Origin of the sequence: Halomonas sp. HAL1, assembly GCF_030544485.1 — a bacterium.
GTDB lineage: Bacteria > Pseudomonadota > Gammaproteobacteria > Pseudomonadales > Halomonadaceae > Vreelandella > Vreelandella arctica.
In genome coordinates this window covers 86491-101498 of sequence record NZ_CP130610.1, presented here as the reverse complement: position 1 = coordinate 101498, position 15008 = coordinate 86491, and the positions used below count along the sequence as shown (strand labels likewise).

12 protein-coding genes and 1 rRNA gene are annotated in these 15008 nt (G+C 55.0%); 6 read left to right on the top strand and 7 right to left on the bottom strand.

Annotated elements, in window-relative coordinates; translation table 11 throughout:
• Positions 1-261 precede the first annotated feature (261 nt).
• Both fabA and fabB read left to right on the top strand, forming a co-directional pair.
• A complete protein-coding gene (fabA, locus tag Q3Y66_RS00430; protein WP_008959204.1) occupies positions 262-777 on the top strand; it encodes a 3-hydroxyacyl-[acyl-carrier-protein] dehydratase FabA in 516 nt (171 codons plus the stop codon).
• Between the two features lie 13 nt (positions 778-790).
• Positions 791-2008 carry a beta-ketoacyl-ACP synthase I gene (gene fabB, locus Q3Y66_RS00425; protein WP_008959205.1) on the top strand — a complete coding sequence of 406 codons (1218 nt, stop codon included), beginning with the start codon at positions 791-793 and terminating at the stop codon, positions 2006-2008.
• Positions 2009-2119: 111 nt separating this feature from the next.
• Here the strand turns inward: fabB and Q3Y66_RS00420 are convergent, their stop codons facing one another.
• From Q3Y66_RS00420 to Q3Y66_RS00405, 4 genes are all read right to left on the bottom strand, one after another.
• A complete protein-coding gene (locus tag Q3Y66_RS00420) occupies positions 2120-2863 on the bottom strand; it encodes a 1-acyl-sn-glycerol-3-phosphate acyltransferase (RefSeq protein ID WP_008959206.1) in 744 nt (247 codons plus the stop codon).
• The gene (locus Q3Y66_RS00415) at positions 2860-3750 is read right to left on the bottom strand and encodes a sugar nucleotide-binding protein (RefSeq protein WP_008959207.1); all 891 of its coding nucleotides are present in this window, start codon (positions 3748-3750) and stop codon (positions 2860-2862) included. The genes Q3Y66_RS00420 and Q3Y66_RS00415 overlap by 4 nt, the downstream gene beginning before the upstream one ends.
• A 53-nt stretch (positions 3751-3803) precedes the next feature.
• Entirely contained in the window at positions 3804-4433 is a 630-nt protein-coding gene (gene ssb / locus Q3Y66_RS00410; protein ID WP_008959208.1) for a single-stranded DNA-binding protein, read from the bottom strand.
• 74 nt (positions 4434-4507) lie between these two features.
• The gene (locus Q3Y66_RS00405; RefSeq protein ID WP_008959209.1) at positions 4508-5887 is read right to left on the bottom strand and encodes an MFS transporter; all 1380 of its coding nucleotides are present in this window, start codon (positions 5885-5887) and stop codon (positions 4508-4510) included.
• Between the two features lie 204 nt (positions 5888-6091).
• Between Q3Y66_RS00405 and uvrA the strand changes: the two genes are divergently transcribed.
• Together uvrA and Q3Y66_RS00395 are read left to right on the top strand one after the other, a co-directional pair.
• Entirely contained in the window at positions 6092-8938 is a 2847-nt protein-coding gene (uvrA, locus tag Q3Y66_RS00400; protein WP_008959210.1) for an excinuclease ABC subunit UvrA, read from the top strand.
• 161 nt (positions 8939-9099) lie between these two features.
• The gene (locus Q3Y66_RS00395) at positions 9100-9843 is read left to right on the top strand and encodes a Crp/Fnr family transcriptional regulator (RefSeq protein ID WP_008959211.1); all 744 of its coding nucleotides are present in this window, start codon (positions 9100-9102) and stop codon (positions 9841-9843) included.
• Between the two features lie 98 nt (positions 9844-9941).
• On the opposite strand, the gene Q3Y66_RS00390 is transcribed toward Q3Y66_RS00395, so the two are convergent.
• Together Q3Y66_RS00390 and Q3Y66_RS00385 are read right to left on the bottom strand one after the other, a co-directional pair.
• On the bottom strand, positions 9942-10727 hold the full coding sequence (locus Q3Y66_RS00390) for a hypothetical protein (RefSeq protein WP_008959212.1): 786 nt from the start codon (positions 10725-10727) through the stop codon (positions 9942-9944).
• Positions 10728-10802: 75 nt separating this feature from the next.
• Positions 10803-12914 carry an adenosylcobalamin-dependent ribonucleoside-diphosphate reductase gene (locus Q3Y66_RS00385; protein WP_008959213.1) on the bottom strand — a complete coding sequence of 704 codons (2112 nt, stop codon included), beginning with the start codon at positions 12912-12914 and terminating at the stop codon, positions 10803-10805.
• A 218-nt stretch (positions 12915-13132) separates the two neighbouring features.
• Between Q3Y66_RS00385 and Q3Y66_RS00380 the strand changes: the two genes are divergently transcribed.
• Positions 13133-13741, top strand: coding sequence for a hypothetical protein (locus Q3Y66_RS00380; RefSeq protein ID WP_008959214.1), 609 nt, complete (start codon positions 13133-13135; stop codon positions 13739-13741).
• Positions 13742-13963: 222 nt separating this feature from the next.
• On the top strand, positions 13964-14704 hold the full coding sequence (locus Q3Y66_RS00375; protein WP_008959215.1) for an SDR family NAD(P)-dependent oxidoreductase: 741 nt from the start codon (positions 13964-13966) through the stop codon (positions 14702-14704).
• Positions 14705-14773: 69 nt separating this feature from the next.
• Here the strand turns inward: Q3Y66_RS00375 and rrf are convergent.
• A 5S ribosomal RNA gene (rrf, locus tag Q3Y66_RS00370) occupies positions 14774-14889 on the bottom strand.
• Positions 14890-15008: the final 119 nt, after the last annotated feature.

The following is a 15008-nucleotide window of genomic DNA, read 5'->3' as shown; positions in this document are numbered from 1 at the left end:
CAAATTAATCTAGATAAAAAATTTAGCGCTAGGTGCCATGTTGATCATGCCGCCTAATCAAAAACTTGGATACTCTATATTACGGCAAAGCGACATTTATTGTGCATGAACGACAGCTTTTGAATAAAGTCTTCTACTATCGTGCTATCGACCAAACCGCTAAAATCTTCAGATATAAGCGATAAATAGTCAGTTACGTGCATTCAGCGGTTTCGGGAAGTAGACTAGCCCAACAACCTTTTTGATATTCGGAACGATTCAGTGACCAAGCAACACTCCTTTGATCGCGAAGAACTGCTGGCCTGCTCACGCGGCGAGCTATTCGGCCCCGGTAATGCACAGCTCCCAGCGCCTAATATGCTGATGCTTGATCGCATTAAGCACATTCATGAAGAAGGCGGAGAGCATGGCAAGGGCGAACTGATCGCTGAGCTGGATATCAGCTCTAACTTGTGGTTCTTTGACTGCCACTTTCCTGGAGACCCCGTTATGCCTGGGTGTTTAGGTCTAGATGCCATGTGGCAGCTAGTCGGCTTCTATTTGGGCTGGTTAGGCCACCCGGGGCGCGGACGTGCACTCGGCTGTGGTGAGGTCAAGTTCAGCGGGCAGATCCTGCCGGATGCACAAAAAGTGACCTATAGTATTAATATTAAGCGTATTATTACCCGACGACTCATCTTGGGTATCGCCGACGGAACAGTATCCGTCGACGGACGCGACATTTATCAGGCTAATGATCTGCGCGTTGGCCTATTCACCTCCACTGCGAATTTCTGAACAGGAGGCTCCCATGCGACGAGTGGTAGTCACCGGCCTTGGCATTGTATCTTGCCTTGGCAACGACCAACGACAGGTCCTGGACGCGCTCAAAACTGGGCGTAGCGGTATTCGTTTTAAGGAAGAGTACGCCGAGCGTGGCTTCCGTAGCCATGTGGCTGGCAGCGTCAATATTGATCTTGACGCACTCATCGACCGCAAACTGCGCCGCTTTATGGGCGATGCAGCTGCCTACGCCTATGTTTCAATGGCCCAGGCCATTGAAGACGCGGGGCTCTCTGAGGAGCAAGTCTCCAATGAGAGAACAGGGCTTATTGCTGGCTCCGGCGGTGCTTCAAGCGCTAACCAAGTTGAAGCTGCCGACGTACTGCGTGAGAAAGGCCTGCGTCGCGTTGGCCCTTATCGCGTGACGCGGACAATGGGCAGCACTGTTTCCGCCTGTTTGGCGACCCCCTTTAAAATTAAGGGCGTGAATTACTCTATCTCCTCTGCCTGTGCTACCTCAGCGCACTGTATTGGTAGCGCGATGGAGCAGATTCAGCTTAACAAGCAGGATGTAGTGTTTGCAGGTGGCGGTGAAGAGGAGCACTGGACGCTCTCCTGCCTGTTTGATGCCATGGGCGCGCTCTCAACGCACTATAACGATACGCCAGAGCAAGCTTCGCGCCCTTACGACAACGCCCGCGACGGTTTCGTGATTGCAGGCGGTGGCGGCATGCTGGTGTTGGAAGAGCTTGAGCACGCTAAAGCGCGTGGTGCCAAGATCTACGGCGAGTTAGTTGGCTACGGCGCCACCTCTGACGGCCACGATATGGTAGCGCCTTCAGGCGAAGGTGCTATGCGCTGCATGCATCAGGCAATGGCTACCGTAGAGGGTAAGATCGATTACATTAATACTCACGGTACCTCTACCCCGGTGGGCGATGTGGCCGAGCTAAAAGCAATACGTGAAGTGTTTGGTAATACGACGCCCGCGATGAGCTCAACCAAATCGCTGACCGGTCACTCCCTTGGCGCTACGGGGGTACAGGAAGCGATCTATTCGCTGCTGATGATGCAACATAACTTTGTCGCTGCATCGGCGAATATCGCCAACCTGGATGAGCAGGCCGACGGCTTTGATATTGTCACCAAACGTCGAGATAACGTGACAATAGAGCGTGCCTTGTCTAATAGCTTCGGCTTTGGTGGCACAAATGCGTGTTTAGTCTTCCAGCGCTTTAACGACTAACGCAGGGCAGATTCAGGCACGATAACAACGACAATGGCGCCCAGCGGGCGCCATTGTCGTTTAAGATATAAAATATTGCACCAGCCGGTGTATACCAAAGCGCACAGCGCTTTAACGTGAGCTAGATGTAGTAGGCCGCGGCACGTCTGAAATTTCCTGTAGCTGCGCTTCAATCCACACTTCGACGTCAGCTAGCACCTCATCCGGCATTCGCCCCGCCGTTTCAATAGGCTTACCAATGCGCACACGCAGTACGCCTGGCCGCTTAACCCAGTGGCGCCCCGGCCAGCGCTCGCCAGCATTATGAGCCACCGGCAAGACCGGTACTCCCGCACGGCACGCCACCACGCTGCCACTTTTGTTATAGCGTTTACGGATACCCGGATCTACTCGCGTTCCTTCCGGAAAGATCAACACAGACATGCCGGTACCGAGACGTTCTACGCCTTGTGTAAGCACTTGCTTCATCGCCCGCGCCGGTTTAGAGCGGTCCAAGCTGATCGGGCGGAGCAAACGCAACCCCCAACCAAAGATCGGTAGACGCAGTAACTCACGTTTCAGTACGGTACATACGGGCGGCTTCATCACCTGCAGAAACACCGTTTCCCACTCACACTGGTGATTGGCTTGAATCACACAGGGGCCGCTGGGTAGATTTTCACGCCCTTGAATGTCATAGCGGACGCCACAGGCGATACGAAACCACACCATCAAAAAGTAGTTATACAGATTGAGTAAGCGGTAGCGGCCAGAGAGCGGAAGAAACGGCGCAATGGGTAAAAACAGAATGCCAATCATCAGCATGGCAAAAAAATAGCCAGCATAAAATACCAGGCTGCGAACCACATTTATCAAGCCGATGCTCCTGTATCGCTGACACGATTATTCTCACGGATTAAACACCACGCATCCAACATACGCCCAGCCTCTAACCGCCATGGCTTTTGATGGACACCAAAGACATCCAACACACGGCGACAATTTAAGACGCGCCGAAGCTTGGCATCATGATGGTGTTTAAGCGGCTGCACCTCACCGAGAGTAATCTGCTCACCGCGGCCTTCAAGATGGGTTAACAGCTGGGTCCGCACCATGGAGGTAAAGGTAAAGGCGCTGACTGGCTCGGTGCCAGCGAGATGATAGGCGCCCCACGCACCCGCTCCGCTGGCCTGCTGCTGTAACATACCAATCAGCGCCATGGCGACGGCATCCGCCGATGTCGGGCAAAAGATCACGTCTTCTGCTGCCCGCACTGGCTTCCCGAGTACTAAGTTACCGATGATGTCATTGAGCCACGCATGACTGCCTTCCAAAGCAAACAGCGGGCCTAGACGCACAATCAGATGCCGCTGATACTCCGCCCGTATACGGTCTCCGGTTTGTACCAGGCGGCGCAGGCTGTCGTCTCGTGGTGCAGGCACTACATGCTCATCAATAGGGACTTCCAGGCCATCCTCGTAGAGCTGATCAGACACACACCATACCAACGCTACATTTTCAGATAGGCAAGCATCTAAGCAGATATCGACTGCATCAGCATGAGCAGTGACCTCCGCTGGCGCCATATTTAAGGGATGTGCCAACGGTGGAATAACCACGGCGTCAGGCGCAATCGCGGCAAGGCGCGACGGCGTGATGGTTGTCCCTTGCTCAATGACTAATTCTGTATCAGCGCGACGGCTTGCTTCCCGGGCCAGTGCCAAGCTTAAGCAGTGTCCGGCATCCAATATTAGCAATTTCAAGACGCTTTCCCCTTACTCACGCTCAGCTCTACACTATTGGGTGAATAGTGCACTTAAAACGGTATCTCATCGTCAAAGTCGTCGAAGTTACCCGGGTCCGGCGCACCGTAGCTGCTGTTCTGCTGGTTGGGCGGCGGTGCTTGGTTGCCCTGCTGGGGCGCTGGCTGTGCGGGGCGAGGCTGCTGTGGGCTCTGCCCGTCTGGGTAGTTTCCGCCCTGAGGAGCACCGCCCTGCTGCGGATAACCGCCGCCTTGGTTATTGGGGGCCGGCGCGTTTTGGGGCGCATTCTGAGGAGCGTTCTGGGGATAGCTGTTTTGCCCGGCGCCTCCACCTTGGAAGTCACCACTGCGACCATCAAGCATTTGCATATCGTTGGCGACAATCTCTGTCGAATAGCGATCCTGGCCGTTTTGATCCTGCCACTTACGAGTTTGCAGGCGCCCTTCAATATAGACTTTGGAGCCTTTTTTCAGGTACTGCTGGGCAATTTCGGCGGTTTTATTGAACATTACCACGCGGTGCCATTCGGTACGCTCCTGGCGCTGGCCGCTCTGGCGATCCATCCAGGTATCGGTGGTCGCCAGGTTCAAATTCGCCACGGCGGTACCGCTTGGAGTGAAACGCACCTCTGGATCCTGCCCGAGGTTGCCAATCAAGATGACCTTGTTAATGCCGCGAGCCATAAGGCGCTCCTTTAATAGATGTCATGTAGAGTTTACTGCCAACCGCCGTCACGCTTTTTACCGGCCGGGCTGGATTAAGATTTGGGTGGCGCCATCAGCCGAGTTAACGCTGCCTGATCAAGCTGCTGACGATTCACCTTTAAATAGACCAAACGCTCTTCCGGCACCACCATGACGTCTTCTACGCCGACCACATCGGCTAAATGTTCCATCAACAGGTCGAGCGCGTCTGCCTGGGTTTCGTGCAGCGCCACCACTTCGCTGGAGAGCGGTGGCGGTGAAGGCATCCGCCACATGGCGATCCACCAGCATAGCGCAAGCACAGCACAGCCAATAAAGACCGCGTTGAGGCCGCCATAATGCGCCAGTAAACCGCCTAGTGTACCGCCTAAAAAAGCGCCTAAAAATTGACTGGTGGAATACACACCCATGGCAGTCCCTTTCGCGCCCGCCGGGGCCAGCTTACTGAGCATGGAAGGTAGCGTCGCTTCCAGCAAGTTAAAGCCCGTGAAGAACACAAACAGCCAGACAAATAGCCAATAGCCTGGCGATAGTGGCAACCCCAGCCCCGCTAAGCTAATCACAATAGCGCCGATCGCCCCCAGGCACATCAAGCGCATGCGCTGTTGCTTCTCGGCCACAATAATCAGCGGCACCATGGCCACAAACGATAGCGCCATAATGCCAAGATATGCCAGCCCGTGATACTCAATCGCCACGCCAGCATTTAGCAAGCGAAACGGGACCGCCACAAATATCGCCATCAGCACTAGATGCAGAGCAAAAATCGATAAATCCAGCCGCCATAGATCGGGGCGGGTGATCACGCTTTTAAACTGCTGGCGATCCATGCCTACATCACGGTGACGCCGCCGCCGTGGCGCGGCTGGCACCCAGCGCCACAGGACCAGCAACCCTACCAGCGTTAGTAGCGCGGTAAACCAGAACACGCCAGCCAGCCCCGCCCAGGCGGCGAGCCATGGCCCCAACACCATGGCGATGGCAAACGACACACCAATCGAAAGCCCAATGGTGGCCATCGCGGCGGTGCGAATTTCCTCACGGGTTTGATCCGCCAGCAGCGCCATAATCGCCGCAGCCACGGCGCCGCCGCCCTGCAACGCTCGCCCGGCGATTACGCCAGCAATGCTATCGGAGAGCGCTGCGACTACGCTGCCAAGTGCAAAAATCACCAGCCCCATGGCAATCACTCGCTTGCGGCCAATGCGATCAGAGAGTAGGCCAAACGGGATTTGCAGCGTCGCCTGGGTCAACCCATAGATGCCCAGTGCGACGCCCACCAACAGAGGCGTCGCCCCCGCCAGCGTATCGGCATAGAGCGCCAGCACGGGCAGCACCATAAATAGGCCCAGCATGCGCGATGCATAGAGCCCGGCCAAACCACTGATCGCACGACGTTCAGAGGCCAGCAACAGTGCGGAAACCTTGCGCATAATGCCCTTGTGTGTGATGAAAAATAACTATCTGGTGGATAAGCATGTGGTGAGTAAGCGTAACGGCTTGCGATAAACCCCTATTCTAGCGGTTTGGGCGGTCGCTGGAAACGTCGCGAGTTGACGCAGGTTATTAAAGCGGTTTTGCCGGGAGGGGTCAGACAAACGTATAATCACGCTTTTGCCGCGCGATTCGAGGTGTTGATGGACAGCATTCTGGTCAGGGGTGCCCGCACCCACAACCTCAAGCAGATCGATGTGGAACTGCCCCGTAACAAGCTGATTGTGATTACCGGCCTCTCCGGCTCGGGTAAATCGTCTTTAGCCTTCGATACCCTTTACGCTGAGGGGCAGCGCCGCTACGTGGAATCGCTCTCCACTTATGCGCGCCAGTTCCTGTCGATGATGGAAAAGCCCGATGTAGATCACATCGAAGGGCTGTCACCTGCGATCTCTATTGAGCAGAAGTCCACCTCCCACAACCCACGCTCGACCGTGGGCACCATCACCGAAATTTACGACTATCTGCGCCTGCTGTTCGCCCGCGCAGGCACGCCCCGCTGCCCCGAGCACGGCGAAGACCTTGAAGCCCAGACGATCTCACAGATGGTCGATCAGGTGATGAATCTCGCCGAAGGCACCAAGCTGATGCTGTTAGCGCCGGTGGTCAAAGGTCGCAAAGGCGAGCACCTACAGCTATTAGCCGAGCTGCGCGCCCAGGGTTTCGTGCGCGCTTTAATCGACGGCCAAGTGCTGGAACTAGACGACATTGCACCGCTGGATAAGCGCAAAAAACACGACATCAGCGTGGTGGTTGACCGCTTCAAGGTACGCGATGATCTCGCCCAGCGCCTGGCAGAGTCGTTCGAAACGGCGCTAAACCTCGCTGACGGCACCGCCATGATTCACTTTATGGACGGTGAGCGCGACGATATTGCCTTTTCGTCGCGCTTTGCCTGCCCGGTATGTGGCTACTCGCTGGCAGAACTTGAGCCACGCATGTTTTCGTTCAACAACCCGGCGGGCGCCTGCCCCACCTGCGATGGGCTGGGCGTTCAGCAGTACTTCGACCCGGACAAGCTGATCAGCCACCCAGAGCTTTCGCTTGCCGAAGGCGTCATCAAAGGCTGGGATCGACGCAATATTTACTACTTTACCCAGCTCCAGGCGCTGGCCAAGCACTACCGCTTTGAGTTGGAAACACCTTGGCAAGAGCTTGCCCGCCATGAGCGGGAGGTTATCTTAAACGGCAGCGGCGACGAGCAGATTCCGTTTGTCTACGTGGGCGACCGCGGCCGCAAAGTGACCCGTGAACACGCCTTTGAGGGCGTGCTGCCTAATATGCAGCGCCGCTATCGGGAAACCGAATCCAACATGGTGCGCGATGACCTGGTCAAATACATCGCGGTACAGCCCTGCGCCACCTGTAATGGCTCGCGGCTGCGCAAAGAGTCGCGCCATGTTTATGTGGATGACCACAATATCGCCGACATCGTCCGTTTCCCGATTGGCGAGGCGTGGCGCTACTTTGCTGATCTAACACTACCCGGCCGTAAAGGTGAAATTGCCGATAAAATTGTTCATGAAATTCACGCTCGGCTAGAGTTTTTGGTCAATGTGGGGCTGGATTACCTTAATCTGGAGCGCAGCGCCGACACGCTTTCTGGCGGCGAGGCCCAGCGTATCCGTCTGGCCAGCCAGATAGGCGCAGGCTTAGTCGGGGTCATGTACATTCTTGATGAGCCGTCGATTGGCTTGCACCAGCGCGATAATGACCGGCTGTTGAAAACCCTTGAGCGGCTGCGCGATTTGGGCAATACCGTGATTGTGGTAGAGCACGATGAAGATGCTATTCGTGCCGCCGACCACGTGCTGGATATCGGCCCCGGTGCAGGTGTCCACGGTGGTGAAATCGTCGCCCAGGGCACGCCCCAGGACATAATGGATAATGCCAACTCGCTGACCGGCCAGTATCTTTCCGGCACACGGGAAATCGCCGTACCGCCCTACCGCATTCCCGGCAATCCAGAAAAGCAATTAGTGCTACGCGGCGCCACCGGCAATAACCTGCAGGACGTGACGCTAACGTTGCCGTTGGGGCTGTTTATCGCTATTACCGGCGTTTCGGGCTCGGGTAAATCGACGTTGATTAACGGCACGCTAATGCCGATTGCGGCTCGCGAGCTAAACCGCGCGACCACGCTGACCGCCGCGCCTTATGAAAAAATCGAAGGGCTCGATCAACTCGATAAAGTGATCGATATTGATCAAAGCCCGATTGGGCGTACGCCGCGCTCCAACCCGGCTACCTATACCGGTATTTTCACACCGATCCGCGAGCTATTTGCGGGCACCCAGGAAGCGCGTTCGCGGGGCTACAAGCCCGGCCGTTTCAGCTTTAACGTGAAAGGCGGGCGCTGCGAGGCGTGCCAGGGGGAAGGCATGATCAAGGTGGAGATGCACTTTCTACCCGATATCTATGTGCCCTGCGACGTCTGTAAAGGCAAGCGCTATAACCGTGAAACGCTGGATATTCATTACAAAGGCAAAACGATCCACGAAGTGCTGACCATGACCGTGGAAGACGCGCTGGAATTCTTCAGCCCGGTGCCCGCTATTGCCCGTCGCTTGCAAACCTTGCTCGACGTGGGGCTTTCCTACATCCGCCTGGGGCAAAGCGCTACCACCCTGTCGGGCGGCGAAGCGCAGCGGGTGAAACTCGCCCGTGAGTTAGCCAAGCGTGATACCGGCAAAACGCTGTATATTCTCGATGAGCCAACCACAGGCCTGCATTTTGAAGATATTCGCCAATTGCTGACGGTGCTCCACCGCCTGCGCGATCATGGCAACACTATCGTAGTGATTGAGCACAATCTTGATGTGATCAAAACGGCCGATTGGATTGTCGATCTCGGCCCCGAAGGGGGCTCAGGTGGCGGTCAGATTATCGCTGAAGGCACGCCGGAGCAGCTCGCAAAACAGAAAGTCTCGCATACCGGGCATTTCTTAGCGCCGCTACTAGCGCGTGGCAAACGAGCAACCAAGCGATAACCTTTAGGTCTTTTTTCGGAGTTGGGCGCGCACGCGCGCCCCTGAGTAAAGGAGCCCACTGCCCTATGTATTGAACAACGCAGTAAGCCGCCTTATTGTGTATTGCGACGAGCAGCTAATAGTTAGTTATATTAAGTAAACCTCTCTTAGAGGGATAGGCCATGAACGAAGAAAAAAGCTGTATTATCAAGCACTTCAGTCACTATTGCTCGTTGAAGGAGGAGGAAAAAAAATTACTCCTCTCGCTTGAAGAGAGTCCAAGCACTATAAAATCTGGCACGATCCTATGGGAAATGGGCGATGCGGCCAATGAGTTCTGCACGCTAAAAAGTGGCTGGGCCTTCTCCTACCGCCACTTAGAAAATGGTGATCGGCAGATTCTGGAGGTGTTTTTGCCGGGTGACATTATTGGTCTGCGCGAGTTTGCCTTCTCCGAGCGCCTAGAGAATGTGCGCATGATTGATGATGGTGTGGTTTGCCACTTCCCGCATAAACGTATGCTGGATATTTTCCGTCAGTCGCTCCCCCTTACATCGGTGATGTTTGCTATTGGTAGTCGCCAACAGGCGCTGATGACAGAGCGGCTGGTCACCCTGGCAAGACGCAGTGCCCGCCAGAAAATGGCGCATTTTCTCTACGAGATGTATTTGCGGCTACGCCAAACTAATCCCGATATTAGCAATCAGTTTCGCCTGCCTCTCTCTCAGGAACAGTTGGCCGATGTACTTGGCCTTAGCCCCGTTCACGTGAGCCGAACGTTTACCGCACTCAGTGAAAGCGAGTTGGTATTCCGTGATCGTCATCACCTCACCATTCCGGACTTAGCGGCGTTATGCGCCGAAGGCCAATTTGATGACTGTTATCTCACCGACAACGTCCGCCCCCTGTTAGGTGATACTGCATAAGTTATGTCATTCAGCATAAGTTAGGCGATCAGCATAAAAAAACCGCGTGCTATAAAGCACGCGGTAGTGTTGTCACGCCGTCAGCCGCTGTGGCGACATTAACCGCACTTGGACCAGCCACACCCCGCATAGCAGGTTGGGCAACCATCCATCATGATGAGCTCGCCGCGGCACTCAGGACAGTTACCCACTGTGGCAGGGCCACTGCCTTCAGGCTTTTTTTCCGCAGTAGCCTTTTCACCGATCGGCTCTACCGCACCCGCTTCAACGGGCGCATCGCCCGCTTCTTCATCCGGCTGCCAAGCATGGCCATGGGTCATGCGGTGGGCATAGCGCTCAACCAGCTGTTCAGCCGGTACTTGATTGCCATCCCGGTCCAGGAAACCGCGACGATAAAGAATCTGCTGTATCGACCAAGCAATCGCAGCGACCTCTGAATCGTGAAACATCGGCTTGTTCCAGCGGTTCATACCGCAGCGCACCAGGCCTTTGTCCCACGCCACTTTGCGCAAATCCGCCACTGCCTGGGTGACGTATCCACCGCGGGCCGCCAGCGAGAGGCTGCGCATGGTGGCGGTGATCCACTGGTGCTCGCTGGAGAGCTGGCCCGACGGGAAAAAGAACTCTACCGGACGCTCAATCACCACGCGTTTGCCGCCAATCACGCCTTCCACCGGCATAAACGACACCAGCAGATAGACTTTCTTGCGACCTTCCGCGCCCACGTACGAAATCTTCTCTGATACGGCTTCTAGGGTGCCTTCCGGGCGTGACGGAATCCGCACCGTCAGCGGGCTTTCATCCTGTAGCTCAGGAACGGGCGCGGCCTGCTCCTGCTGCTTGATGCGGTAACCAACGATTTTTGAGGTAATTTCTACAGCCATGGTGTTCTCCACTTAGCAAAGGTAATCGGGCGGTTCTTTACATGGACGCTGCTAGCAAGGGCGCAGCCCCCGCCGCTACCATTTGCCGTAGGTGCCCTCTTTTAAGCCATCAAACAGGTTGGCAGCGTTATGTTCTTCGCCGTCGTAAACCACCTTTTCATCCCCGGTCAGTTCGAGGGTTTCGCCATTTTCCAGCTCAAATACATAGGTGGTGTTTTTAAGATCATCCTCACGCACCAGCACGCCCTGGAAGGCCTCAGGGTTAAAGCGGAAAGTGGTGCAGCCTTTTAAGCGGCTTTCATAGGCCTGCAAATAGAGGTTCTGGAACTGCTCAAACGGGAACTCAGTAGGCACATTAACCGTTTTCGAGATCGCTGAATCCACCCAGTGCTGGGCGGCGGCCTGAACGGCGACGTGCTGCTCGGGTGAGATCGCATCGGCGGTAACGAAATAGTCAGGCAGGTCGCTATCCACCGCATCAGCGGCAATAAAGTGACGGTAAGCGGCGAGCTCAAAGGAGACAACTTCGACCTGCTCTTTGGTCTTCTTGCCCGATTGGATAATATTGCGGAAATAGCGGTGCGAGAAGGAGGGCTCGATACCGTTGGAGGCGTTGTTCCCCATCGACAGGCTGATCGTGCCGGTCGGCGCGATCGAGCTGTGGTGGGTAAAGCGCGCGCCGTGCTCGGCCAGCTGTGCGACCAGTTCGGGCTCAAGCTCGGCCACTTGGGCCATGTACTGGCTGTAACGGGCATGCAGAATACGCCCCGGTACTTGATCGCCCACTTCATAACCATCTTTGGCCAGTTGTGGGCGCTCGCGCAGCATCTTGGGGGTAATGGTGTGCTCCTGCTCAAGCACCGGCGCCATGCCTTTCTCTTTAGAGAGTTCCAGCGCCTGCTTCCAGCCCTCAATCGCCAAGTGACGGCTCACTTCATCGGTGAATACCAGTGACTGCTTCGAGCCATAAGGGATTTTGAGCATAGTAAGCGTCGACCCCAGGCCCAAAAAGCCCATGCCGTGGCGGCGCTTGGCTTCGATTTCACGCTGCTGCTGGGGCAGCGGCAGGCCGGCAATCTCGACCACGTTATCGAGCATGCGGGTAAAGATGGCGACGACCTTACGGTAACGCTCCCAGTCAAAGCGCGGTTCGGCGCCGAAGGGATCGATCACGAACTTGGTCAGATTGACGGAGCCCAGCAGGCAGGCACCCTCTGGCGGCAGCGGCTGCTCGCCACAGGGGTTGGTGGCGCGGATATCCTCACAGAACCAGTTATTGTTCATGCGGTTGACTTGGTCGATCAGGATGAAACCTGGCTCGGCGTAGTCATAGGTGGAGGACATGATGGTGTCCCATAATTCGCGCGCTTTGATCACTTCTACAATACGGCAGGCGACGCGGCCTTCGGCATCCACCGTGTAGCCCTCTTCCACTACCGGCCAGTCGCGATAGAGCAGGTCTTCCGCTTTAACGTCCTCTTTTTCACCGGGGTGCAGCGGGAAGGCGAGCGGCCAATCAGTATTGTTTTTGACCGCTTCCATAAACTCATCAGTGATCAGCAGCGACAGATTAAACTGACGCAAGCGCCCCGCTTCGCGCTTCGCCTGGATAAATTCGCGCACATCCGGGTGGCCTACATCGAAGGTACCCATCTGGGCGCCACGACGGCCACCGGCAGAAGCCACGGTGAAACACATCTTGTCGTAGATATCCATAAACGCCAGCGGGCCATTGGTGCCTGCGCCAGCACCAAACACAAACGCGCCTTTGTAGCGTAGTGTCGAGAAGTCGTAGCCGATACCCGCCCCTGATTTTAGCGTCATACCCGCATCCACGACGGAGTCGAGAATATCGCGCATGGAGTCGCGAATGGTGCGCGAGACGGTGCAGTTGATCAGGCTTACCGCTGGCTTGTAAGCCTCTGCGCCCGCATTAGAGAGAATGCGACCGGCAGGAATAGCGCCATGCTCCAGCGCCCAGCGAAATTTCGGCAACCACTCTTCTGCCTTGTCTCCTTCCACCGCTGCAAGGGCGCGTGCAACACGCTCAAACGTAGCACCGACATCTTGGTCGACGGGCTGGCTATGACGATCCTTGAGGCGGTACTTGGCATCCCAGATCTCCCGCGAGGGGGCCTGCATCGGGACATCGTTAGAGGTCTTCATAGCCTTAGCAGCAGTGCTCATGTCGCAAAACTCCTTCACAACGGGGTGAATATAGCGCTCAAATGGGTCGATTATACGTGGCATCAGAGTGAAGTATAGACTTGACTTTCCACCATATAAGGCACTTTTTTAACTATTTTCTACCATATATAGAAAAATCAGCGCGTTACTCTTTTGACAATCTTAAACACGCTATAGACTGTTTTTTTTCCGGTTAATCATCTAGGAATTTTGGTTACATGGCTCACATCATCACGGCGACGCTCGCCTTGCGTTTTCACGCGTCAATGTTAGCCCCTATGTTCGTTACGGCGGCAATGGTCATCTCATTGATGGTTGCAACGCCCATGGCTAGCGCAGCAACATTTAATACCGACGACGTGGCCACCCACGAACACTGGCAGTCGATGACACTGTCATTGGGGGGTGAACGACACTACCGGGCGATAGAAACTCACAGCTATTCTGATGCCACCCTAAGCCTGAACGCCACCGCAGGCGTTTGCGATTTACCCTGGCTGGAGATGCGGGTGACGCTAGAGCAACAGCAAGGTGAGAGTCGTGCGGTCAACCTTGTGCCCGCCAGGCTACGCATTGATGAGCAGCCCGTGATTGATACCATGGCGGAATTTATTACCGAACGCGGCGACGACGGTTTTTATGCCCACTTTTACTTAAGCGACTTGGCGGCGCTGATGGCCGACATGCGACAGGGCGAGCAGCTTTTTCTCGGCTTTGACCAGGAGGAGCGCGAGCCCTGGTATATGACGTTTAGCCTGCAAGGCGCCGATGCGGCGATTAACCGGATGCTGGCTGAATGTGAAGGCGCCGAATATACTACGCACTAATATTCTCTATCTGGCAGCACATCATCTTTCAGTAACGGGGTAAACATATGCCTTAAGGGGTAAAAAGAAACCCGCAGCCCCAAAATATTGAGCATTGCCAATCAAGCCTGGAGAAGAAACTCAGGAAAATAAAAAGTCCTCGGCTAATAATCTAATCTCTCGACAAGCTTTCTAGATAGCGCTTCAATGAAAGCCTTTACTTGCATGATAGCAAAGGCCTCTATGTTCAACTTACTGCCTCATCATTATACAGCGCTGGTGGTTGGCGCATCGGGAGGAATAGGCGCTGCCATCATTCAACAGCTACTCTCTTCCTCCCAGGTCGGCCACATTATTACGGTAAGCCGTAAACCATCACAAATTGACCACCCACGCCTTACTCACCTGATGCTTGATGTTTCTCAAGAACAGGATAGGCAGGCACTTCAAAATGCATTGGCTGCCCGGCCTGTTCACTTCTTCTTTAATGCCATTGGCATACTTCATGATGAAGCCAAACAACTGGTTCCTGAAAAGCGACTAGATCAGCTTAGTGTTGAAAACCTAACGCAGACAATGAATATCAACGCCTTTACGCCTATCTTGCTACTGGCGGCACTGAAAGACTCTTTCAAAGGGACACACCCTACAGTGATCGCCAGTCTTTCTGCGCGGGTTGGTTCAATCGAGGATAATCAGCTAGGCGGCTGGTACAGCTATCGAGCCAGTAAAGCAGCGCATAACATGCTCCTTAAAACAGCATCCATTGAGCTCAAGCGACTTAATAAGCAGTCCACCGTGCTCTGTCTACATCCAGGCACCACCGACACGGTTCTCTCCAAGCCATTTCAAGCAAGAGTGCCTAACGAGAAGTTATTCACGCCAACATTTGTAGCAGAGCAATTACTAGCCGTCATCTCCCAGAGAACGCCCGAGGATAGCGGTACCTTTTGGGACTGGAATGGCCAACCTATTGAGTGGTAAGTGTGGGGTGCTTTTCTTCCACACACACAAAAAACCCAGCCGGGTGGCTGGGTTTTCTGCGGTATAAGTGCCTGACGATGACCTACTCTCGCATGGGGAGACCCCACACTACCATCGGCGCTAAGCGGTTTCACTGCTGAGTTCGGCAAGGGATCAGGTGGTTCACGCGTGCTATGGTCGTCAGGCGTAACGGGTAATGTACATCATGCTGACTAGCGGTTGCTAAACTGTGTGCGTCTCATCGTGCCGCCTGGGCTCTTCTTGAGCTAGGCCACACGCTGCGTATCCGGTTTTTTTAATGTTA